The organism is Planctomycetia bacterium (assembly GCA_034440135.1).
Classification (GTDB): Bacteria; Planctomycetota; Planctomycetia; order Pirellulales; family JALHLM01; genus JALHLM01.
Window position 1 is genome coordinate 1 of the sequence record JAWXBP010000170.1, and the last position, 22020, is coordinate 22020.

Annotated in this window: 19 protein-coding genes; 12 read left to right on the plus strand and 7 right to left on the minus strand. The window is 61.0% G+C overall.

Features of this window, described 5'->3' with window-relative positions; genetic code table 11:
* The 3 genes from SGJ19_09760 to SGJ19_09770 all read right to left on the minus strand — a co-directional run.
* Positions 1 to 894: hypothetical protein (locus SGJ19_09760; protein ID MDZ4780525.1), on the minus strand; the 894-nt coding region annotated here is incomplete at its 3' end.
* Positions 895 to 938: 44 nt separating this feature from the next.
* A complete protein-coding gene (locus SGJ19_09765) occupies positions 939 to 1475 on the minus strand; it encodes a hypothetical protein (GenBank protein ID MDZ4780526.1) in 537 nt (178 codons plus the stop codon).
* Between the two features lie 309 nt (positions 1476 to 1784).
* A complete protein-coding gene (locus SGJ19_09770; protein MDZ4780527.1) occupies positions 1785 to 2015 on the minus strand; it encodes a hypothetical protein in 231 nt (76 codons plus the stop codon).
* Positions 2016 to 2286: 271 nt separating this feature from the next.
* On the opposite strand from SGJ19_09770, the gene SGJ19_09775 reads away from it, so the two are divergent.
* The 3 genes from SGJ19_09775 to SGJ19_09785 all read left to right on the plus strand — a co-directional run bounded on the left by SGJ19_09775 (position 2287) and on the right by SGJ19_09785 (position 5260).
* Positions 2287 to 3459: a sugar phosphate isomerase/epimerase gene (locus SGJ19_09775; protein MDZ4780528.1), complete on the plus strand. Its 1173-nt coding sequence runs from the start codon at positions 2287 to 2289 to the stop codon at positions 3457 to 3459.
* Between the two features lie 319 nt (positions 3460 to 3778).
* A complete protein-coding gene (locus tag SGJ19_09780; GenBank protein ID MDZ4780529.1) occupies positions 3779 to 4648 on the plus strand; it encodes a hypothetical protein in 870 nt (289 codons plus the stop codon).
* A 186-nt stretch (positions 4649 to 4834) separates the two neighbouring features.
* Complete coding sequence (locus SGJ19_09785; protein ID MDZ4780530.1) at positions 4835 to 5260, plus strand: hypothetical protein; 426 nt, start codon at positions 4835 to 4837, stop codon at positions 5258 to 5260.
* 202 nt (positions 5261 to 5462) lie between these two features.
* Here the strand turns inward: SGJ19_09785 and SGJ19_09790 are convergent, their stop codons facing one another.
* The 3 genes from SGJ19_09790 to SGJ19_09800 form a co-directional block, all read right to left on the minus strand.
* Positions 5463 to 6425 (minus strand): hypothetical protein, encoded by a 963-nt coding sequence (locus SGJ19_09790; protein ID MDZ4780531.1) that lies wholly within the window; start codon positions 6423 to 6425, stop codon positions 5463 to 5465.
* A 218-nt stretch (positions 6426 to 6643) separates the two neighbouring features.
* On the minus strand, positions 6644 to 7159 hold the full coding sequence (locus SGJ19_09795; GenBank protein ID MDZ4780532.1) for a hypothetical protein: 516 nt from the start codon (positions 7157 to 7159) through the stop codon (positions 6644 to 6646).
* Positions 7160 to 7178: 19 nt separating this feature from the next.
* On the minus strand, positions 7179 to 8033 hold the full coding sequence (locus SGJ19_09800; GenBank protein MDZ4780533.1) for a hypothetical protein: 855 nt from the start codon (positions 8031 to 8033) through the stop codon (positions 7179 to 7181).
* A 169-nt stretch (positions 8034 to 8202) separates the two neighbouring features.
* On the opposite strand from SGJ19_09800, the gene ribB reads away from it, so the two are divergent.
* Entirely contained in the window at positions 8203 to 9423 is a 1221-nt protein-coding gene (gene ribB, locus SGJ19_09805) for a 3,4-dihydroxy-2-butanone-4-phosphate synthase (protein MDZ4780534.1), read from the plus strand.
* A 118-nt stretch (positions 9424 to 9541) separates the two neighbouring features.
* On the opposite strand, the gene SGJ19_09810 is transcribed toward ribB, so the two are convergent.
* The gene (locus tag SGJ19_09810) at positions 9542 to 10168 is read right to left on the minus strand and encodes a hypothetical protein (protein ID MDZ4780535.1); all 627 of its coding nucleotides are present in this window, start codon (positions 10166 to 10168) and stop codon (positions 9542 to 9544) included.
* 491 nt (positions 10169 to 10659) lie between these two features.
* Here SGJ19_09810 and SGJ19_09815 point away from each other — a divergent pair, with 491 nt between their 5' ends.
* The 8 genes from SGJ19_09815 to SGJ19_09850 all read left to right on the plus strand — a co-directional run.
* Positions 10660 to 11988 carry an AAA family ATPase gene (locus tag SGJ19_09815; GenBank protein MDZ4780536.1) on the plus strand — a complete coding sequence of 443 codons (1329 nt, stop codon included), beginning with the start codon at positions 10660 to 10662 and terminating at the stop codon, positions 11986 to 11988.
* 157 nt (positions 11989 to 12145) lie between these two features.
* On the plus strand, positions 12146 to 13183 hold the full coding sequence (locus tag SGJ19_09820; GenBank protein ID MDZ4780537.1) for a glycosyltransferase family 2 protein: 1038 nt from the start codon (positions 12146 to 12148) through the stop codon (positions 13181 to 13183).
* A gap of 140 nt (positions 13184 to 13323) precedes the next feature.
* A complete protein-coding gene (locus tag SGJ19_09825) occupies positions 13324 to 15477 on the plus strand; it encodes a 4Fe-4S binding protein (protein MDZ4780538.1) in 2154 nt (717 codons plus the stop codon).
* Between the two features lie 484 nt (positions 15478 to 15961).
* Positions 15962 to 17713: a glycosyltransferase family 39 protein gene (locus tag SGJ19_09830; GenBank protein MDZ4780539.1), complete on the plus strand. Its 1752-nt coding sequence runs from the start codon at positions 15962 to 15964 to the stop codon at positions 17711 to 17713.
* Between the two features lie 82 nt (positions 17714 to 17795).
* Entirely contained in the window at positions 17796 to 18977 is a 1182-nt protein-coding gene (locus SGJ19_09835; protein MDZ4780540.1) for an AAA family ATPase, read from the plus strand.
* A gap of 68 nt (positions 18978 to 19045) precedes the next feature.
* A complete protein-coding gene (locus SGJ19_09840) occupies positions 19046 to 19573 on the plus strand; it encodes a DUF4276 family protein (protein ID MDZ4780541.1) in 528 nt (175 codons plus the stop codon).
* Between the two features lie 348 nt (positions 19574 to 19921).
* Positions 19922 to 20074 carry a hypothetical protein gene (locus tag SGJ19_09845; GenBank protein MDZ4780542.1) on the plus strand — a complete coding sequence of 51 codons (153 nt, stop codon included), beginning with the start codon at positions 19922 to 19924 and terminating at the stop codon, positions 20072 to 20074.
* Between the two features lie 268 nt (positions 20075 to 20342).
* A partial coding sequence (locus SGJ19_09850) for an excinuclease ABC subunit A (protein MDZ4780543.1) occupies positions 20343 to 22020 on the plus strand: 1678 nt, incomplete at its 3' end.

Here is a 22020-nt window from a genome sequence, read left to right on the forward strand (position 1 = left end):
GATCTCGGCGATGCGGACGCGCGGGTCGGCCAGATTGACGGGGACTGCGCCTTCGTATTCGGGCATTGCCCAGGTGTCGGCGTTCTGAGCCGCGGCTTCATTGGTGCTGAGTGTGCCGAGATCGATTTCTAGGCCGAACTGCTGTTTCGGCCACTGCAGCTTGATTTTGCGCGGAGTGAAAGCGCCGGTGAGGGCGTCGCGCTGAAAGTCCTCGGCGACCGCGACGGCAAATGGCTGGCCGGTCGAGTCGGCCGGGTCGATGAGCGATTGCTGCACTACCCAGCCGGTCACGCCGTCGATGACGATCGTCTTGGTCACCGGGCCGCGCGGCGTTTGCAGCACGGTGTAGAGGCCGTAGCGCGGGCTCTCTCCTTCCGACGTCGCCAATAGATATGGGCCAAAGTGCTGCCGGTTCAAATCGACGATGGGTAGTCCGCAGGCGTCGATCAACCATTCGGGATCGACAGGAAAGACGCGGGCCAGTTCTGTGTTTGGAAAATCTTGATGATGGCAGTAGAGAATTGCCGGCTCGGCGGACTGCCGCATCCAGATCCAGAACAACTGGTCGTTGCTGCCAAGATCGACTTCGGGCCCGGTAAATGCGGTCCCGCCTGTCAAGCGAAAGTGGCGGCCGCGCTCCCAGGCCATGCTCGCTTTGACCGATGGCAGCAACGCATGCCCCGGCACGCTGATCTTGGCGTCCACGGTGCTGACCGCGCGAATCTTCGTACTGTTGTCGTTGACGACGCGCGCCAATTCCTCGAGCGACGGCGCCGGCCCGACGACCGGTTGCGGCACGGCCGCGAACGGCTGCACGACTTTGGGACAGCTCGCCCCGCCGCCGCACACGATCGCGATTAGCACGAACAACCAAATTGCCGAAGCTCGCCCCACGCGTTCATCCTTGAACGTGTACGTTAGTTTGAAGTTTTCAGTGTTCAGTTTTCAGTCGGGGCACTCTCGCGCTGCGCTCCAACCTTCCCGATGGGTTCGCCGCCGGCGAACAGGAGTTGTTCCAGTTCGCGCTGGATCTCTTCGATTCTTGCTTCGTCCGGCGTTTGGACTGGCACGTGATACGTCTTTTCATCGCGTGGGCAGTACAGGGCCAATTGCGCTTCGCCTTGTGGCGATTGTTCCGTCTCTTCGAGACGGAGGATTCTGCGCCGCACGAGCAACAACGCCATCACATAACACTTGTCCGCTTGTTCCGGCCGCGTCAGCAAGTCCTGAAACACTTCCAACAGCACGTCGTTCGGCGCCCAGCGCGCGCGGCGCGTCTCCGGCGTCGGCACGCGCGACTTCCACCAGGAAATCGTCTCGTCCCGCGGTCCCGTCCACGCACTGACTGAGTAGTCCACGCGCTCCAAGTCCGCGCCTTGGGAGCGCAACTCCGTGAAGTACTCCTCACCGTCCTCCAGCCGCCGCCCCGAGACGGAGCAATGTCGCGAACAGCGTTGGACTTCGATGTCGGTCATGGTTGGAACCGCGAAAGACGCGAAATGGCGAGAAAGAGAGGAAGGGGGAGTGCGAAGTTTATGCTGTCGATCCTTGGCAGACTCATTGATGTGCGAAACTGGGAGACCTTCGGTCGACCCGGTGGCACGGTCGGGAGACCGTGCCACAACAAGACGTGCCACAACAAGCAAAAGACCTCGGAACTTTTCCGCGTACTACCGTGTATTCGGTGGACAAAGCCCCCAGCTCCCCTGTCGCGATGTTTCGCGCATTTCGCGGTTCCATCCGATAAGAAGCGCGGCGAATCCTACGGGATTTCCGCTTTTTGCTCAATACGCGGTGAAAAACCGCTCTGAGGACCCGCCGGGGCCGATTTTGAGCGTGACTTGGCGCAGGCAGCGCGGGCAGTTGCCGACGTAGGCCGTTTCCTCGCGGTTGACGTAGATCCGCGCGTAGCGATCGCAGCAGGCGAAATTGATACCGATGAAGCGGCGCTGCCCAGACGGCTTGTCGGCCGTTCCACCCGGCGAAGATTCGAGATCAAGATGCTCGCCGGCCATGGCGGAAATCCGGAGGGGGCTTAATCGGGAAGGGGATTCTAATAAGTAGGTGGAATAGGGAGTAGGTGAAGTAGTAAGTAGGTGGAGTAGCAGGAACGCAGATCAACTCTACTTCACCTACTGCGCCTACTTCGCCTACTCCGCCTACTCCCCAATCCATTACCCAGCAACAGCTTCCGGCTCGTTGACACTCGATTTTCCCGTCGCTAGCATGACCGGACTTTCCCACGGATTCATCGCCACCCCACATGCCCGAGTGAGTGTTCCCATCATGAGCGGTCATCAGCAAACGGCCACGCATCGCCACGGCAAGCATTCGTACCACCAAATCGGCCTCGTCCGCGGCCAGTTCGGCAACGTGGACGAGACGAAGTGGCTCGATTGGATCGCGGACGCCGGCTTCGATGGTTGGGAAGAAGCCAGTTGGGAACTCGACCTCGGACGCTGCGGCGACGACGCCGGGGCCGCCAAGTACGCCGAAGAACGGGTTGGCAAAGCGAAATCGCGCGGACTGGAAATTTTTTCGTTGGCCGCGCACCTGCAGGGCCAGGCCCTGGGCGATGAGCCGAGCGCCAAGACGTTGCAATTCATTGGCGGCGAATCGGTCGAGGCCTACGCCGCCTGGCGGAAAGCCGGCCACGAGCCGCCGCGGACCGACCCGTACTTCGTGCCGGCGGACGTGGCGGAAATCGCGCGGAAGCAATCGTCGACGGCGCTCGTGAACACCGTGCGGCTGGCCCATTACGTCGGCAAACTGCAAAACCGCACCGTGCCGGTGAGCGGCTTCGTCGGCTCGCCGGCCCATTGCTGGAGTCATTGGTTTTTGTTTCCGCCGTTGCCGAAGTCCTTGGGCGGGTATCCGATTCCGTGCGTGTACGAAACCAGCCTGCAACTGCTGGTCGAGCGTTTCGCGCCGGTGTTCGACGCTTGTAAGAAATACGGCACGACGTATGACCTGGAATGCCATCCCAGCGAACGGGCGATGGGCGATATCACCAGCGCCGGGCAATACCTGGCCGCGCTCGACAAGGCCGGCTATGAGAAGGTCGCCGGGTTCAATTTCGATTGTTCGCACATGGAGTGGCAAGGAGTCTCCGGCGTCGACTTCATCCGCACGCACGGCCACCGCATCCACTGCGCGCACATCAAGGGCGTGCAGGTGATCCGCGGCTACACGCGCAATGGTCGTCTCGGCGGCCACCAACCGATGGGCGATCGCCACAACGGCTGGAACTTCGTCACCGCCGGCACCGCCCGTGATGCGACGAACACCGAAGAACTGATGGTGGAGCTAAATCGCGTCGGCTACAGCGGCGCGGTGTCGATTGAATGGGAAGACAACGACGTGGAGCAACACGCCGGAGCGAAGTCGGCCCTGGCAAACGTCCACCGCGCCGACCAACCGCCGAGCGGGATGCGGCATGACGAGCAGCTCAAGGCGTAGGAGTGGAATGTCGAATGACGAAATCCGAATGACGAATCAAGCTTGAATGTCGAATGCTTGAATGCTTGAATGGCGAAACAGGCTCGCTTAGTAGCGTCATAGAGCCAGAAGCGTCAGCGCCTGGAGCGCGCCCGGATTGGCGTCGCACTCAATGCGCGCGGGTGCCTGGGGCAGGGGCATGTGATACACCGAATCGAAGTCCAACGCGCTGGTGCTTCGGTTCGTGTGTCAGGTAGTTGCAGCGATTCCCCAGCTTGTTTGGCATTGCATAGGTTAGTGACGCGCCTCAGCCCCAGGCACCCAGCTTGTTGGAAGTGACATGACGAAGCACTTGTTCTGCATCAACGCGATCATCGCGCTCCTCGTCGTCGTTATTTTCTACCCGCATTTTCCTGGCGGGTATGATCCGTTGGCGGCGGATCTGTCGTTGTTTGCGCAATTGTTGTGTTTGGGCGAACTGCTGCTGGTCCCCTGGGGCGCGATTTGGTTGATCTATGAAGTGGCGCGGCGTTGGGGCGGCGGGCACGAGGCCGCGGGTTCCGGCAAGTCGTTCTATTTCGGGCTAGTCGCCTTGGTGACGGGGAGTGTGCTGGCGTTGCTGGCTGCGCTGATCGTGCTGTTTGGCGAGAGTACTTCGTTGGCGATTTGCTTGATGGCGCTCTGCGGCTGGATCGTCGTCAAGCTCACGGCGCTACTTAAGAAGTTGAAAGCGGCGCCACGGGCCGGCATCCATCCCGCGCCGCTGTACTTGATCGCGATTCCGCTGGGCGCGCTGGGCATTCAATGGGCGTTCGCCGGGCGGGCGACGAACTACAGTCGCGAGTTTGCGATTCTCAACTCCCGCGAGATCATCGAAGCCATCGAACGGCACCGCACCGAGTATGGCAGCTTCCCCTCGTCGATGAACGCGGTCTGGAAGGATTACTATCCTGACGTGGTGGGTATCGAGACGTATCATTACACGCCGAGCGCCAACGCCTACAGCGTGTCCTTCGAGCAGCCGCGGTTTTTGTTCGACGACATCGGCGTGCGCGAGTTCGTGATGTACAACAAGCTCGACGAACACATTATGCCGAGCCACGCTTCTTGGATCTTGATCTGGTCGCCGGAACAGCTTGCTGAGACGCAAGGCTGGCGGGTGGCGGAGGATGCAACGACGCCACATTGGAAGCGATTTTTGTTTGATTGACAATTTAGTCAGCGGTGCCGCGAATAGGCAAAAAATGTGAAAGACGCATCCCTCCCGCCTATTCCAAAGTCGCGGAACTATCAAGTCGTCCCGCGAGTTCGCCCGCGGGGCGTTGCGATTTTGGCGCTGTTGAATTTGATCGGCGGCAGCGTTTCATTCTTCCTAGTTTGTTCGATTGCAAAAGACTTGTCCGACGTGGAATCGCCAATGCAGGCGATCGGCGTGCCGCCTGAGTTGGAGTTTGTTAGCGTAACCTTTCTTGCGTTGTTGACCCTTGCCAGCGGAGTTGGCATGTGGCGAGGTGCGCAGTGGGGTTGGTGGTGCTCGGCCTTCTACTTTATGTACGGAGTTTTCCGCAATGCGTCGGCCGCGCTAATGTTCTTGGCCTACGCGGAGCAAGTGGACGGACCGCGAGATCCAGAGCTGGCCGTCTTGAAGCATTGTTTTCGAGTGTTGCTCCACAGTTTGGTCTTCTCCTACTTCATGCGGCCACACGTGCTAGCGTTTTTTGACCTGCAGGAATTGAACAAGCGCGCAGCCTTCTGGAAGATCGTCGGCCTCTGCTTGACCATTTCGGCCGGTGCGTACTTGGCCGCGAAACTGCCTGGCTGAGCGCGGCGGGCCTTGTATGTTCAGCGATAGCAGGCTTGGACTTGGTTGATGAGAGCTAAGTGCACACGCCGAAGTAATAATGCGATGGGTGCCACTGGCGGCTTGTCCGCCAGTGCGGTTTTGATCTCGATAGCAAGCCCAACTCCAGCACTGGCGGACAAGCCGCCAGTGGCACCCCGCAGCAAACTTTATGCGGGTGTACTTAGTTCGATAGGACATTCTGCTCTTGCGCGGCCCGCCCTACGTCGATGGTTGGATGGGAGTTTCGCTTGCGGTGGAAGTGCAGCCGGTAGCCGCACCAGCGCAAGAGCAGTGCGGTGAACAACACCTGCGCCACGACACCCGCATTCAGTTCGGCTACGATCAACCAGCCGGCGGAATTGCGGTCGCCGTACGCATAGAACACGAAACGCTCCACTGTCACCGCGGCCGCCAGGTAAACGGCCAGTCCCGCGAAGGCCAGCCCCCAGCGATGTTTGCCGAGGCCGACCCACGCGGTAGGGATCGCCGCAAAGGCACACAGCGCGGTCATCAGCGACAGGAAGATCGCCAGGCCGCCGAGTTCGTTCCAGGAGAGGGACCAATCCTGATCGACGATTTCTTGCCCGGCCGCGGATTTCAGGATGGCGAAGACGACGGCTGCGGCGAGCGTGACTACGAAGAGATCGCACAATTGAAACTGCGAGCGGCTCGGTTCAGCTCCGTCGCTTGGTGTGGCTCGATCGAATCGCAGGCCGAGGAGCCAACGCGTTCCCCACATCGGGATCATCAGGAACAGGAACAGGCCGGCCATGACGACGCCCAGTAGTTGGGCGATCGAGCCGACTTCGAAGGAATCGCCGGTGCTCATGGCGCCGGCGGCGAAGGTGGCCCAGCAAAGCACCGCGAGGAAGGCGGACTTTGCCCAGCGGCGTAGCCAATTGTCGCGGCCCCAGGCCTGATAGCCGACCAGGAGCGCGAGTTGGGCCATCATCGAGCCGAACAGCGTGCAGACGACGAAGCCCTCGGCGGGATCCGAGAGATCCATAGCATAGAAGGTGGGTACGGCGAAGTAGTCGACGAGCAACTGCACAGCGACGATCGCCAGCACCGCCGGCACCGCCGGCGGGGCGCGGAGCACCGCGGTGTGCGGCGGCGGCACGGTGGCTGGTTCGTCCGTATCCATGCGGGCTATGGCGGCAGGGCGGAGCGGATATCACGCGGAGCGCACGGATAGCGGGCCGTGGTGTTCTTGCAAGGGCGTGGGAGACCTTCGGTCGGACTGGTGGCACGGTCGGGAGACCGTGCCACAACTGGGCTGATACGCAGGAACCCAGGGAAGGCCCTCGGAGTCGTGGCATGAGGGATCGACTTCGGTGGCCTTCCCTGGGCTTGGGCGAAGTGCTAGATCAAATTGTCTTTTCCGCGGTTCTCGTACCAGGGCCAGGCGAACATGCCAGTTTGCTCCTCGACGAACAACTCGCAACGCGGCGCTCGTGGCAAAGTGGCGAACACACCGCTGTCGCGCGATTCTTTAAGCAACGAAACCAACGCTTCTCCGAAGACTTCGATGTACTTCTCGTCATCCGTCCCGGCTTTGAGTTTCTTTGGATTGCCGTTCAGCAGAATGAATTGTACGCCTTTTTCTTCTAGCGCCTCGTAGGCTTGTTCCCAGTTCGGCCGGTCGAGTTCCACAAGAGCCGTATGCGTCCAGGTGCCATCCGGTTCGTAGTCGAGACGCGTTTCGAAATTCAAGCTGACACGAGCGCCAGTGCCGCAGTCGAAGACCACGGCGATGGCGGTGACCGGGCCGAATTTCGCCTTCGCTTTGGGATGGACGTGCTTCTCGGCGTACTTTCGCACGCCCTCGACGAGCATCGCCCGTATCTCCGTCATGTCTTTCTTCAGATCGACTTGCATGTGCATACCTCCTGACGCGTTAAGAGGCCTCGCTCTCGTCGGAAAGTTCCGTTCCCTTCCCATAGAACTTCGTAATATCAACCCCCCCGCGTTGTTCTTCCTCGACCAGCTTCAAGCGGCCTTCCATGCGTTCTACACGGCGGGAGAGTTGTTCTGTCTTTTCTTTCACGTCGTCCACCGGCTTCGGGCGCGGGACGCTAGGGTAGCCGAGTTGACGCTGGAGCGCTGAGAAGAGTAGCAGCGGGTCTTTCCGCCGGTTGGCCAGCGCGATGCGGCCTTCTGCTTCGCCGAACAGGACCGGGCGTTCGTCTTCCGGGTTGGTGAAGTCTTGCTTCTTGGCCAGGTTTTGCACGTAGAGACTGCTGCGGACGTAGATCAGGTCGGCGAAATCGACGATGCCGACTTGCCGCCGCACGGTGAGGATCCACTCCTTCCAATCCGCGTTGAAAATCGGGTCGTCGGCGATCGCGGCCAGGCCTTTGTCGTAGCCCAACCGGTTGCGGCAGAGCGTTTCGAATTGGAACAGGAACACGCCCTGCGGCGTGGCCGTTTCGGCGCGGTAGAGGGCTTCGCGCTCCAGGATTTCGAGCGCCGTGCGGAAATCAAATCGTCCCCGCTCGTTTTCGGATTCTTCGACCAGAAACGTCTGAAACGGGGTGAAGTAGTGCTTCAGCCGCGCGAACGCCGGGCCGAGGACGCCCAAGTGTCGCAGTTCGGCCTGGAGAAAATCGAGCGCCATTGGCAGCTTGGTGGTCGCCAGCACTTCTTCCCGGATGGAGCCGAGCAGGTCCTGCGTGGCGAGGTTCTGCTGCATGCGCTCCCGCAGCATCCGGTAAAAATAGGCCTGTTCGATGTATTCGGTGCGGTCGAGCATGAGCCGAGCAATGGCGGGCGAGACGGAGTGGGTTGGCTACCTGTATAATAGTGTACGCGATGGCCGACCTACGTTGTGGCACGGTCTCCCGACCGAGCCACGGAACCGACCGAAGGTCTCACACACCGTGGCACGGTCGGGAGACCGTGCCACAACGGCGTTTGGGAGAATGCTCGAAGTGCCGCACCGTTTTTCCAGTATCGACGAAGCCGTGGCCGCGATGGGCCGGGGCGAGGTGGTCATCGTTGTTGACGACGAGGACCGCGAGAACGAAGGGGACTTTATCTGCGCTGCGGAGAAAGTTACGCCCGAGATCGTCAACTTCATGATCACGCACGGCCGCGGCCAGGTCTGCATGCCGGTGCTGCCGGATATCTGCGAACGGCTCCGGCTCGACCCGATCGTCGACGTGAACACGAGTCCGACGGGCACGCCGTACACGATTCCGGTCGACCACCGCAGCGTCCGAACGGGCATCGAAGCCCAGGAGCGCGCACGGACAATCCAAGCAATCGTCGACCCTACGAGCAAACCGAGCGACTTTGTCCGCCCGGGGCATCTGTATCCGCTGCGGGCCAAAGAAGGGGGCGTGCTGCGCCGCGCTGGGCACACCGAGGCGACCGTCGACCTGGTCCGCCTGACCGGCATGACGCCGGCCGGCGTGTTGTGCGAAATCCTCGACGAACAGGGCAATCGCGCGAATCGCGATCAATTGTTCGCGATTGCGGAAAAGTTTGGGCTGCAAATCACGTCGATCGAAGAATTGATTCGCTATCGCCGCATCCGCGAGAAGCTGGTCTTCCGCCAGGCGGAGGCCGATCTGCCGACGCGGTACGGCAAGTTCCGGCTCATCGCCTACGGCGTGAAGCACGAAGCGCAAGAACCGATCGTGTTGGTGATGGGCGACCTCACGAAGGTCGAGGCGCCGCTGGTGCGGTTGCATTCCTCTTGCTTCACCGGCGACCTGCTAGGTTCGCTGCGCTGCGACTGTGGCGATCAATTACAGATGGCGCTCGAGCGCATCGGCGAGGCCGGTACCGGCGTGCTGGTTTATTTGCCACAGGAAGGGCGCGGCATTGGCTTGATTGAAAAGGTCAAAGCCTACGCGCTGCAAGATCAAGGGCTGGATACCGTCGAGGCCAACCTGGCGCTCGGATATAAAGCTGACCCGCGCGACTACGGCGTGGGCATTCAGTTGCTGAAAGACCTGGGCCTGCGCAAGGTGCGGTTACTGACGAACAACCCGAAGAAGACGGACGCCTTTATCTACGGGGGCTTCGACCTAGAAGTGGTCGATCAGGTGCCGATTATGCCGCCGATCCACGAACACAATGCGCGGTATATGGCGACGAAGCGCGACAAGTTGGGGCATACGCTGCCGGCGGAGTGAGGAGGAAGTGGGAGGAAGTAGGTGGAGCAGGTGAAGTAGTAAGTAGGTGAAGTAGAGGGAAGCTACTGACTACTTCACCTACTAACTACTCGGCCTACCATCTACTCGGCCTACTTCCTCACGGCCACAACTTCAAGTTCTCCACCGCGAACCAAGCCACGGCTACGACGAGCGCGATGGCGAGCGCGAATTGCAATCGCGTTTGACCTGCGTAGCGGGCGCGAACGAGTTGGGCGTGGTTCTTTTCCAGCAGTCCGGTGAGCTCGTACCAGGTGCCGGAAAGGAAGGCGAACGTGGCGGCTTCGCCTTGACCGGTGGCGACACGAACGCGCTCGCCGGGGCGATCGGTTTTCGTGTCATCGCGCAGCATGCGATGAATCGATGGAAAGATGCCGGCGGAATCCGCGCGCAACGGGCCGAGAAGTTTCACCTGGCCGTCGCCGCGCAGTTGCAATCCGCCGAAGCGGCAGCGCTTGCCGAGTTGCAGCCACCAATGAAGCTGGAACCAGGCGCCCTCGAAGTAGCGATACGCGGAGACCGCGCCGTCTTCCCGGACAATCCGCAGCACCGCTCCGAGTCCGCACGGTTTAGTGACGGCCCAGGGCGTGCCGTGTACTTGCACGGCTTCCTCGGGGCGAAACTTCTGATCCCCGATGCCGACGCTGCCGTCGGGGCAGAGGTGCAACATGCCCAAATCGCAATTCGCTTCGACCGGCTCCCAGGTCTGTGACGGCGCTGCAACCATCTTGGCGATTCCTCTGAAACAAGCGTCCTTGGCTGTGGCCGGACCGAAACGCGACGGGGCGGCACTCCACCGCACTCCAACAATAGCTCGCGTGGACCACGAACATGGGCCAAAATCGGCGGCCGACAGGCCGCAAAGGAGGGCGCAATAGAAATGTCTATCTAAAGACTAGCTTATTGCTGGGGAAGAAACTCGGACTTGGAACCGCGAAAGACGCGAAATGGCGCGAAAGTGGGAGAGGGATAGGTCCACGGAATACGCGGAAAGACACGGAAAATGAGGACTTATGGAATCCTTTTCTGTGTCATTCCGTGTATTCCGTGGACCGATTTCCCCGGCCCATTTCTCCTCCCCTTTTTGCGTCATTTCGCGTGTTTCGCGGTTGCTTCTACCCAATAGGTGCGAGAAACCGCGGGCTAGAGTTGTTTAGCTGCCGCTGCGCGCCGCGCTTGTCGGATTGGCTGTTTTTCTGCTTTGGGAAGGCTGACGCGATGACTACCGCCACGGAGACGAGCGGGTTTTCCGCCGAGTTTCTGAGTTCGATTCTGTCGGACGAAAACTTTCATCCAGCAGAACCGCGCTCCATCGAGGACACCGGGCTCAGCATCACGTTTGTCGAGTCCTTGGTTTGCAAGTTTCTGCTCGTCGTCGGATCGGCCAGCGGTCGCGGGATCTCCAAACAGGTCTGCTTGCCGTTCGGGGCGCTGGAAGGCGTCTATCAATCATTGCGTTCACGGCAAATCCTCGTTCACACGGGGTCGGCGCCGTTGAGCGATTACAACTACACGCTGACCGAACAAGGTCGCGAGCGCGCGCAGAGTTTCTCCGAGGCCTGCGCCTATGTCGGTCCCGCGCCGGTGCCGTTGATGGACTACGTGCTCTCGGTCGAAGCTCAAACCATTCGCGCCGAAAGTCCGCAACGCGACCAGTTGCAAAAGGCGTTCGAAGGCATCTCGGTCGATCAGAACATGTTCGAGAGCCTGGGGCCGGCGATCAACTCCGGCGCCGGCATGTTTCTCTACGGCGCGCCCGGCAACGGCAAATCGACGCTCGCCAAGCGGATCACGATGTGTTTCGGCCAGCAGATCTGGGTGCCGCACGCGGTGATCGAAGACGGGCAGATCATCAAGGTCTACGATGCGGCCTACCACGAGCCGGTCGAAGAAAAGGAACACAGCCTGCTGAAGTCCGCGGAGTTCGATCGCCGCTGGGTGCGGATTCGTCGGCCGACGGTCGTCGTCGGCGGTGAAATGACGATGGACACGTTGGAGATTCGTCACGATCCGCGGAGCAACGTCAGCGAAGCGCCGCTGCAGATGAAAAGCAACTGCGGCTGCTTGTTGGTGGACGACTTCGGCCGGCAACGTATCGAGCCGGCTGAGTTGCTCAACCGCTGGATCGTCCCGCTGGAAAACCGGCACGACTTCCTCACGCTCTCCACCGGCAAGAAGATCCAGGTGCCGTTCGAGCAGTTGATTATTTTCTCGACCAACCTGGAGCCAGCCGACCTGGTGGACGAAGCGTTCCTGCGCCGCATTCCGTACAAGATCGAAATCGGCAACCCGTCCTTGGAGGAATTCCACGACCTGTTCCGGATCTACTCGAAGCAGTTCGAGTGCGAGTACCGCGAAAACGTGGTGAACTACCTTCTGGAGACGCACTACCGTGCCGCGAATCGCCCGATGCGCCGCTGCCACCCTCGCGACCTCCTGGGCCAGATTCGCAACCACTGCGCCTACAACGGGTTGCCGCTAGAAATGCGCCCGGACTACTTCGATCGCGTCGTGAAGAGCTATTTCACGGTGGTGATTAATAAGTAAGCAAGCGGCGTCCGCGAAAGCTCCGAACTCGTCTTTCCCAGAATTGGCGGTTTCGCTACATTCCCACGACGTGAAATAGCCGCCCGACGGCGCGCTCGTGGTTGCCGCATCTGAGTTTTCGACACCAGCGCCGATGGGGGAAAGGACGCGCACCCTCATGCAGTTCGCAACAGCTAAACCGGCGTTCCCGGATGAGCGGCGGCGCAATGCGTCGCGGCCGCTGATTTCGGTCGTCGCGCCGGTTTTCAACGAAGAAGCGTGCTTACCGGAGTTGGTCGAGCGACTGCACCGCGCGCTCGGCGGACTGACCGACGAGTACGAGATTATCCTCGTCGACGACGGCAGCCGCGATCGCTCGGCGGAGATCATGCGACGCCTGGCCGAACGCGACGCCCGCGTCGGCTATCATTTCTTCAGCCGCAACTTCGGCCATGAAGCCGCCACGACCTGCGGATTGCTCGCCGCGCGCGGGCAGACCGTCGTGCTGATTGACGCCGATGGTCAGGATCCGCCGGAGCTGATTCCCGCGCTGTTCGCGCAATGGCGCGCCGGGTTCGACGTCGTGTACGCCCAGCGCAGCGCGCGGGATGGCGAAACCGCGTTCACGCGCTTCACGAGTCATTTGTTTTATCGCTTGCTCAAGCGCGTCTCGGACGTCGATGTGCCCATCGATACGGGCGACTTTCGCCTGTTGGATCGCGCCGTGGTCGATGCGTTCAACAAGCTGCCGGAGCGCTGCCGCTTTGTGCGCGGCATGTTGAGCTGGGTCGGCTTTCGCCAGACCGGCGTGTTGTACGATCGCGACGCGCGACTCGGCGGCGAAACGAAATACGGCTTCACGAAGCGCCTCGCACTGGCCTTCGACGCGTTATGCGCCTTGAGCGACGCCCCGCTGCGTTGGATCACCCTCTGCGGAATGGCGGCCCTGCTGTTGTCGGGCGGTATCACGCTCGGCGTAATCCTGGATGCGATTTTCGCCAGCGGCGTCTCAACGCTGGGCCTTGTCGCGGCCGGCATCGCCATGCTGGCTGGCGTGCAACTCGTATCGCTGGGCGTCGTGGCGGAATACGTCGCCCGCATCTACCGGGAATCGCAGGGCCGCCCGCTGTTTGTGTTGGCGGAGGAGCGGCGGCCGCATGCGGATTGCGAAGAAGCCGACGAGACGCTGGATTCCGAGTACTCTCAAGCAAGTTAGCAATTTCCGCTACACTAGCCCGTAGCGCCAGCGAGGGAGAGCGGACTTCGCTTAGAGTTTCCGGCTCGAACTCTCACCGACGTCAACTCCTCCTCGCTGGCGCTACGGGCTAGTGTTCGATTCGTCTCGAGCGTCTCCTCATGTCCACCGCTGACCTCGAAAGCAAACTCTCCGCGCGGCTCGGCGACGAAGAACTGTCCGCTGCGCGGTTGGAGACTTTGCAGATCTTTGCGCAGATGAAACGGCGGCCGAATTTTGGGGCGAAGGCGGATTCGATCGTCTTGCGGAAATTCAGCGCGGTCGATCCCGACGACGCGATCATCTGCCGCCAAGGTGAGGCGGGCTATACGGCCTTCTATATCCTCACGACCGAAGACCTGCTCGACCTGCGCCGCGGTCAACTAGAAGAGGCCAAGGCGCAACCGAATGCACTGCGGCTCGCCTGGCTGGAACGCGAAGTTCAATCGTTGGAGCAGCGCGCAGCGCGGCTGGCGGACAAGGCCGGCGTGAATGATCGCGTAGCGGCGCTCGCGAGCTTGTCCATTGGTCAGGCGGCCGCCGTCGCGCCGCCAAGCGGTTGGTGGGGAAAACTAACGCGAGCCCTGTTTGGCGCGGCTTCACTCGTCCGGGATGAGGGACCGCGGCTGATCCCCATCGACGGCCCGAGCGACATCGATCGCAACGCCCTCCGCGCCCCGATGCACGAAGGAGACTTGTTCGGCGAGATGAGTTGCCTGACCCGCAGTCCGCGCTCTGCGACGGTGTCGGTGACGCGAGATTGGTATCTGCTGGAATTCACGCGCGACGTGCTCGATCAGATGCAGCGCGACGAAGGCTACAAATCGCGAATGGACGCGATCTATCGCGATCGGGTGCTGGCCGGACATTTGCGACGGCTGTCGTTGTTCGAGTACCTATCGGATGCACAATTCGCCGAGCTGTGCCAGCAAGTTGAGTTGATCAACTTCCAGCCGGGCGAGATCGTCTTTGACGAGCACGAGCCCTCGGATTGCATCTACGTCGTCCGCAGCGGCCTCGTCAAAGTGCTCAAGAACGTCTCCTCGCTCGTGCGCGCGGAAGAGTTGACGCCGTCGGTCTGCAAGCAAGTCGTGGCACAACTCACGGCCGAAGCCGTGCCCGACAGTGCCATCGGCAAGGTGCTGAAACTACTCCCCGCGGCGCACAAGCAACCCGGCGAAACGGCGGCCGATGTGGCCGCAGCGCTCAATGCTTTGATCAAGTTGCCCACGCTCCCGGCCGTGTTTGGCAAGAAACTGCCGGACATTTTGAAGGCGATCAGTAGCGACACGTTGACGGCCCTCGCCGCACAGTTCGACGATGATCCCAAGGCCTGGCCCGAGGTGGAACTGCGGCGATTCAATCGCGCACTCGTCGCGGCCGCGCTTCCCGGCACGATTACCGCTCGCCCTACGGCCTCCGGTCCGCGCCGCACGCTGGCCTATCTCACGCGCGGCGATTTCCTCGGCGAGATGGGCGTCATGTCCGGCGAGGCGCGGAGCGCCACCTGCGTCGCGTTCGACCATCCGGACAGCGGCCAAAAAGAAGCGAAGGGCCCCGCCGGAATCGCGCCGCCGCGCGTCGAGTTGGTGAAGATTGACGCCCAGACATTTCACGCCCTCGCGAAAAAAACGCCCGCTCTGCAAGCGCGCGTGCAGCAAGTCGTCACGGAACGAACGAAGGATACTAGCGAGCGTGTCGCGGCTGTGCCTGGAGAAGCCCGGGCGCCGGTGCAATCTTCGCCGCGGTACGAAGAGCTAGGGCTATTCCAGGGCCAGAAGTTGATGCTGATCGACCTCGATCGCTGCACGCGCTGCGGCGATTGCGTGCAGGCCTGCATCAACACGCACGCCGACGGGCGGACGCGGCTGTATCTCGACGGCCCGCGCTTCGGGCGTTTTCTGGTTCCTTTGACGTGTCGCGAGTGCCTGGATCCGGTCTGTATGATTGGTTGCCCGGTGGGGGCGATCAATCGCGGCGACAACGGCCAGATCGTGATTCGCGACTGGTGCATCGGCTGTTCGCTCTGCGCGGAGCAATGTCCTTACGGCTCGATCCAAATGCACGGCCTCTTCAATTGGGAAAAACCCAAAGCGGCCGAAGGCGCCCCCGACGCGGAAAAAGAAAAAGAGAAGGAATTATCCAGGGCCGTGGTATGCGACCTGTGCAGCACGCTGCCGGGCCAATCGCCGGCCTGCGTGACTCATTGCCCGCACGACGCAGCGATCCGCATCGACGCCCGCTCCGAGATCGCCGCGGCGGTGTCCCGGCGGTAGCGTGATGCAGCGACCAACCGCGACCATTTCGATTTCTCTTGACTATTTGGCCACTGTGGGCATAGGATGAAAGCGTTCACCTGGAGCCTGGGCGAACGTGGCTTGGGCCGGACGAGAGGCCCGCGTGCTGCCAGACTGGCTGGCTGGGCAGGCGGGGAAATCCCGTTGGAAAGGAGGTGGTCTATCTATGTGTAGTCCTTACCAGAGGTGGCTCGCTTAGCGAGTAGCCGACGGGCTGCTGTATCGCTTTTCGACTCGCAAAGTCGAGTGCGGACGGGCGAGGCGGCCACCACATGTTTTGAAGCTCAAGAAGGCCGGTCTGTGGGCACTGTCCCCAGCCGGCCTTCGTTTTTTTACCCTCCTCGCACGCCCCCTATTTAGCGTCGCTGATGGATCGCGACTGCCGTCGACCTGATGGCGACCTGGGGCATATACTGCCCCGCCGTCAACACGAATCGACCCTGCGGACACGGAGGTCAGCAGCATGGCAGCGCTTGCAACTCACGAGAAGGCAACCGAGGTTGCGCGTTCGCCTTGGCCTTCGTTGACGCCGCCCGCAAGTTTTCGCTTGCGGCTGCTTTCCGGCGGCGCCGACGCGATTCGCTTGCGCTGGTTCGAGTACGCGCTGCTGTTCGCCTTCGGCCTGACGCTCTTGGGCATGAATCTCGGCGGAGCTCGCGCGCTGACGTATCACGAAGTCACCTTCGCCGGGCCGGCCAAGGAAATGTTGCGCGACGGCAACTGGATCGTGCCGACGATCGCGGGCGTACCGTTCACCGACAAGCCGCCGTTGACGGCGTGGTTGATCGCGGGCTCGCTGACGCTGTTTCAAACTGACGCGGAATGGGCGGCGCGATTTCCTTCGATCGTTTCCGCCGCACTCACGGCGCTGATGATCGCCGCGATGGTCACGCGCTGGTGGGGACGCCAGGTCGGTCTCTTGGCGGGCCTGATTCATCTCACCACGTTCGCCACGTTGATGCAGGCGCGGCTGGCGGAGTCCGACATTCATCTCTGCACCACGGTCTGCGGCGCGATGCTGGCCTTCGCCTGGGCCAACGTGGAAAGTCCGGTCGGCCGCGCGACCGAACGCTGGTGGCCGTGGGTGTTCTTCACTTGCCTGGGGCTGTCGTTCTTGTGCAAGGCGTTGATCGGCCCGGTGTTTATTTGCGGCGCGTGCGGGTTGTACTTGCTGTGGAGCCAAGACTTGCGCGGCTTCAAGTTCTTTTTGAGCCCTGTCGGGTGGATGATTTGCGGGCTGCTGATCGTGCCTTGGTTCGCGCTCGCGGTGCGGGAATATCCGCCCATGCTGGACAACCTGCTGCTGCACCATTTCGGCCGCTTCCGCGGACATATGGGCGCCCATGAACCGTGGTACGCGTATCTGTATTTGATTCCGCTGTTGCTGCTGCCCTGGACGCCTTTCACGGGCTTCGCGCTGTTTCGCGCCGTGCGCGATGGATCGTTTCTGTTGCCGATCTACCGACTGCTCATCTGTTGGGTGCTGCCGGGCTTGGCGCTACTCTCCATCAGCGCGTTCAAGGCCAAGCACTACACGATTCCGCTGTTGCCGCCGTTCGTGGTGCTGGCGGCGATTGGATTCTCGCAATACCTGGCGATCCGCCGTTCCGCCGTGCGACTGCATTCTGGGTGGCTGTGGGGCGCGGTCGCAGTGGGCATGTCCGTTGCAACGTGCGTGATTCTGGCCGCCGGGCCACGCGGTCAGTGGGGCATGATCGTGGCCATCGCCATCGCGGGCGTCGGGTTGTCGCTGATGATCGAAGCGGAACGTCGTCGCTGCATCGACTGGGTTCGGCGGATTGCGTTCGGCACCGTCTGGTGCGTGATGACCTGCGTCGCTTGGGGCGTATTGCCGGCGCATGATTCCTATCGACCCTTGGCGGAATTGGCGACGCGGATCAACGCGCGCGGCGTTCAGGCCGAGCCGATCTTCATGGTCCGTCTGCCGGATAACGCGATTACCTATTACCTGGAACCGCGCGTGGCGCGCTACGACCAGGAATTCGATTTCGCCGACGCCCTCGCGAACCGCAAAGGGAGCGACCCGCTCTATATCGTCGCCCCGCTCAAATCCCGCGCCGTGCTCGCCGCGCACGGCCGCTTGGAAACGCTTGATGAATCCGGCCCCGTCGGCAAACATGGCGCCGACGCGAACCGCGCTATGCTGTTCCGCCTGACGCCGGACAACCGGGAACGCATGGCGACGCGTCCGTAGGCGGAAAAATCGGCTCCGCCCGCCGAATTCGCATGGTGTACAATTACCGAGGCCGACGCCCAACCTGCGCGGAAACGACGCCATGATCCACGAATTTCACGTCCAAAACTACAAAGCCCTCCGCGACGTCAAGCTCAAGCTGACGCCGATGCACGTCCTGATCGGCCCAAACGACTCCGGCAAGACGAGCATTTTGGAGGCGCTGGGGGCGCTTTGCCGGAGCGTGGAGATGCCGCTTGGTGAGGCGTTTCAAGGACGCTGGACCGGCAGAGATTTAGTTACGTATGGAGCGGCCGAGCCGATCGTCAGTTTTGAAGTCATGACCGACGAATTCCAATACTCATTGCAGGTGCTATTTCACGAACAGCAGCGAAGCGTTCGTACTCATTATGAACAGGTTGTATTCAACCATGAAACTAATGAGTACACATCGCGGCCACACCAGTCACACGTGTGCCAGCGGGCCGGCGAAGCTTCTACTACCAGCAAGGATGTTGAGGCGATTATTCGTCGATCCCTTGGGAACGTTCATCAATATCACTGGAAACCTAGAAGCCTTGCATTGCCCGCCGCCCCTGACCAGCGGCGACAAATGCGGATGGAGCATTCCGGATTTGGGCTCGTTCAATGGCTCGATGACATCGCCGGAAGTCAGCCAAGTCAATACCTCGAACTTCAGGAGCGACTTCGTCGGGTTTTTCCGAACGTAGTGAAATTGAGTCTAGCGACAACGCACGCCTATCGAATCGTGAAGCCAAGCGCCGATGTTGTCGAACAGTTGACGGATCAGGATGGACGAGGTCTCTTCTTTCACTTCAAGGGCGTCGAGAATGCCATTCCCGCGTCGCAGGTGTCCGATGGCCTACTGCTTGTGCTGGCGTATCTGACGATACTCTACAGCCCGCAGCCGCCAAGTGTGTTGTTGCTGGAAGAGCCGGAGAACGGGATTCATCCTGAGCGATTGAAAGAAGTCATCGCCATCCTGCGCGACTTGGTTGCAGAACAAGGTCATACCCAGGTCATCATGACCACACATTCCCCGTACCTTGTTGACTTGTTCCAGCCTGACGAAGTGACACTTTGCGTCAAAGACGAGAATGGCGATGTTCGAGTGCGCCAGTTTTCCGACATCGAGAAGGTCAGAAAACAGAGCAAGGTCTTCACGATGGGCGAAATCTGGACTGGCGTGGGAGATGTGGACTTGGCGAATGACCAAACGGCCGAGTCTGCGTCGGCGACCGAGAACGAGGTTACCACGCCATGACGAGGGCGCTCTTGGTGGCCGAAGGAGCGCATGAGCTAAGTGGCGCCCTCGAAGAACTGGTCGCAAAATTGACCGGATTGAAACTGGACGTCACCTGCCGGCCGTTGCGGGACAGTGAAGTTCGCGTGCATGCCCCAGTCGGCAAATATCAAGGATTTACGCGCCGGTTTCTCGGTTGGTTAAGCTTTGCGGAAGAGAACAATTTCGAGCTACTGATCGCGCTCATCGACGAGGACGACGAGCGGCAGCGGCATAATGAAGTCGAATTGGCGCAGGCTAGCGACGTTTTTTCGGTGAGACGGGCATTCGGCGTCGCCGTCCAGGCCTTCGACGCTTGGATGTTGGCCGACGAAAAGGCGATATCAAAGGTTCTAGGGACGGTCATTCCTAAGATCGGCTCACCTGAGCGCCATCGGAATCCGAAAGCTCGGTTCTTGGAAGTCCGTGAACAATCTGAGGTTCGGGAAAGCGCTCGGGAGTTATACCGCCAAATTGCCAAAGAGTTGGATGTAGATTCGTTGGCATTGGCCTGTCCCAAAGGATTCAAGCCTTTTGCTGATCGACTCCGCCGTCTTTCTACGTCTCCATCACCATGACCCGCGTGTGTCACGACGTATTTCAAGAAACACATGCACCCTTCCTCCTATATACCTTTCCTCCTCCCCAAAATCCAAACTCGCCTTGACGCAAATTGGGGAAACCTGCTTCAATGCGGGGGTTGGGGGTTAGCGAGTGCTTCGCGAAGCTGCGACCGAGCGGCGGGTGGGCGAAGTGGAGCGAACCTTCCGCGTTAGAGAAACCAAGTACATCGATCAACCGTTCGCCGCGATGCGTCGCGGCAGACTGTGAGATCAACGGGCATACGCTTCCCCTTGTTCGGCGCCCCAGGGGAGATGTGGACGAATGGATTGCATGGGCGCCGTCACTTGAGGAGATTTTTGGAAATGGCCACGAAGAAAGCGACGAAGTCGAAGAAGAAGACCACAGGCGCCCCGAAGGCTGCCGCCAAGCGCTCGCCGAAGAAGAAGGCTGCCAAGAAGGCCAAGCCGTCGACCAAGGCCCGCGCCACGAAGACCACCGGCGCCGCCAAGAAGTAGTCGCGAAACCAGCTTCGCGCCAAGATCCAACGAGAAAGGCCGACGCCTGCCCGGGACTGCCACCGGTTAGGCGTCGGCCTAGTGTTTTTTGGTATGCCTGCATGTGTTCCGGCAATTTGCGAACGCGCTGCTCGCCCCTTTTTCGCGCTCGCTCGCGTCATTTCGCGGGCCTCTCCTTCCCGGGCACACCTACCTCCCGTCCGCTGTGCCCGTACAATTACGGATTCCACCTTGGACCCGCCCTACCGGAACTGGCGCGATATAAAGCATGGCTGCCTCGGATATTACGATCAAAGGGGCCCGCGAGCATAACCTTCGTAACGTCGACGTCGTCCTGCCACGCAATCAACTCATTTGCCTGACAGGAGTTAGCGGCTCCGGCAAGAGCTCGCTGGCGTTCGATACCCTCTACGCCGAGGGGCAGCGGCGCTACATCGAGAGTCTCTCCAGCTTCGCGCGGCAGTTTCTCGGGCAGATGCCCAAGCCGGACGTCGATCAGATCACCGGGCTGAGTCCCGCGATTTCGATCTCGCAGAAATCGAGCGGCCAGAATCCGCGCTCCACGGTCGGGACGATCACCGAAATCTACGACTACCTGCGCGTGCTCTACGCCCGCGTCGGCCAGGGTCACTGCCCTACCTGCGGGCAGCCGATCACCGCACAGTCCCGCGAACAAATCCTCGGCCGCATTGCGACGCTGCCGGCCGGGGCGAAGTTTCTGATCCTGGCGCCGCTGATCCGGCGGCAAAAAGGCGAGTACCGCGACCTGTTCGTGGACTTGCTCAAGCAAGGTTACGTCCGCGCGCGCGTCGATGGCCGCGCCGTGTCGCTGAGCGACGATTTGAAACTCGATCGCCAGATGCGGCACAACATCGAAGTGGTCATCGATCGCCTCACGGCTAGCGCGACCAATCGAACCCGCATCGCTGAAGCGGTCGACCAGGCGCTCAAGCTCGGTCAAGGCAATTTGATTGTCGCGCTGGAGGACGATGCGCCCGCCGCGAAGTCCGCGCGCCCCGCTGCGCCGGTCGACGAGGAACAAACGCCGACCACAGGCGACGCGCCGGCGTCGAACAGCCGCGATATTCAGCTCTCGGCGCATTACGCCTGCATTCCGTGCGGCCTGAGCTTCGAGCCGCCGTCGCCGCAATTGTTCAGCTTCAATAGTCCTCAAGGCATGTGCCGCGAGTGCGACGGGCTGGGCGAGGTGTATACCTTCGATCCGGAAAAGCTCGTCCATGCGCCCGCGAAGTCGTTCATGCAGGGCTGTTTCGAGTTGATCGGCACCTGGAAGGAACTTGGTCGCTGGAAGAAGCATATCTTCCAAGGGGTCGCCGAGACGGTCGAACGCGTCCGTGAGTTGGAAGCCGGCACGCTGCTCGAAACCTCGTGGGAAGAACTGCCCGAGGAATTGCAGAACCTGTTGCTCTGGGGCACTGGCGATCTGCACATCACGTTCACGTGGAAGCACGGCGCCGGCGTCCACAAATATGGCGGCAAATTCGAGGGGATCATCCCGGAATTGCAATCGAAGTACCGCGCCTCGCAGTCCGGCATGCAGCGCCGGCAGCTCGAAAAATACATGCGGGTGCTCGATTGCACGGCGTGCCACGGAGCGCGGCTGAACGAACAATCGCGCGCCGTGCGGCTGACGACGCGCAACGAGCAATTCGCAGATCAACCGTGGCGATCGCTGCCCGAAGTCTGCCATCTTGCCGTGTCCGACGCGCAGGCGTTCTTCTCCGACCTGATTCTCGACGCGACGCAACAGTTGATCGCCGTCGAAGTGTTGAAGGAAATCCGCGGTCGCCTGGGCTTCTTGGAGAACGTCGGGCTCGAATACCTCACGCTCGATCGCAAAGCGCCGACGCTGTCCGGCGGCGAGTCGCAGCGGATTCGCCTCGCCGGGCAAGTTGGCTGCGGCCTGGTCGGCGTGACGTATATCC

Coding starts and splice junctions, on each gene's coding strand:
- SGJ19_09815 (MDZ4780536.1), top strand. CDS start 10,660: ATGACTACCGCCACGGAGACGAGCGGGTTTTCCGCCGAGTTTCTGAGT.
- SGJ19_09830 (MDZ4780539.1), top strand. CDS start 15,962: ATGGCAGCGCTTGCAACTCACGAGAAGGCAACCGAGGTTGCGCGTTCG.
- SGJ19_09795 (MDZ4780532.1), bottom strand. CDS start 7,159: ATGCAAGTCGATCTGAAGAAAGACATGACGGAGATACGGGCGATGCTC.
- SGJ19_09820 (MDZ4780537.1), top strand. CDS start 12,146: ATGCAGTTCGCAACAGCTAAACCGGCGTTCCCGGATGAGCGGCGGCGC.
- SGJ19_09765 (MDZ4780526.1), bottom strand. CDS start 1,475: ATGACCGACATCGAAGTCCAACGCTGTTCGCGACATTGCTCCGTCTCG.
- SGJ19_09845 (MDZ4780542.1), top strand. CDS start 19,922: ATGGCCACGAAGAAAGCGACGAAGTCGAAGAAGAAGACCACAGGCGCC.
- SGJ19_09835 (MDZ4780540.1), top strand. CDS start 17,796: ATGATCCACGAATTTCACGTCCAAAACTACAAAGCCCTCCGCGACGTC.
- SGJ19_09800 (MDZ4780533.1), bottom strand. CDS start 8,033: ATGCTCGACCGCACCGAATACATCGAACAGGCCTATTTTTACCGGATG.
- SGJ19_09780 (MDZ4780529.1), top strand. CDS start 3,779: ATGACGAAGCACTTGTTCTGCATCAACGCGATCATCGCGCTCCTCGTC.
- SGJ19_09825 (MDZ4780538.1), top strand. CDS start 13,324: ATGTCCACCGCTGACCTCGAAAGCAAACTCTCCGCGCGGCTCGGCGAC.
- SGJ19_09775 (MDZ4780528.1), top strand. CDS start 2,287: ATGAGCGGTCATCAGCAAACGGCCACGCATCGCCACGGCAAGCATTCG.
- ribB (MDZ4780534.1), top strand. CDS start 8,203: ATGCTCGAAGTGCCGCACCGTTTTTCCAGTATCGACGAAGCCGTGGCC.
- SGJ19_09810 (MDZ4780535.1), bottom strand. CDS start 10,168: ATGGTTGCAGCGCCGTCACAGACCTGGGAGCCGGTCGAAGCGAATTGC.
- SGJ19_09770 (MDZ4780527.1), bottom strand. CDS start 2,015: ATGGCCGGCGAGCATCTTGATCTCGAATCTTCGCCGGGTGGAACGGCC.
- SGJ19_09790 (MDZ4780531.1), bottom strand. CDS start 6,425: ATGGATACGGACGAACCAGCCACCGTGCCGCCGCCGCACACCGCGGTG.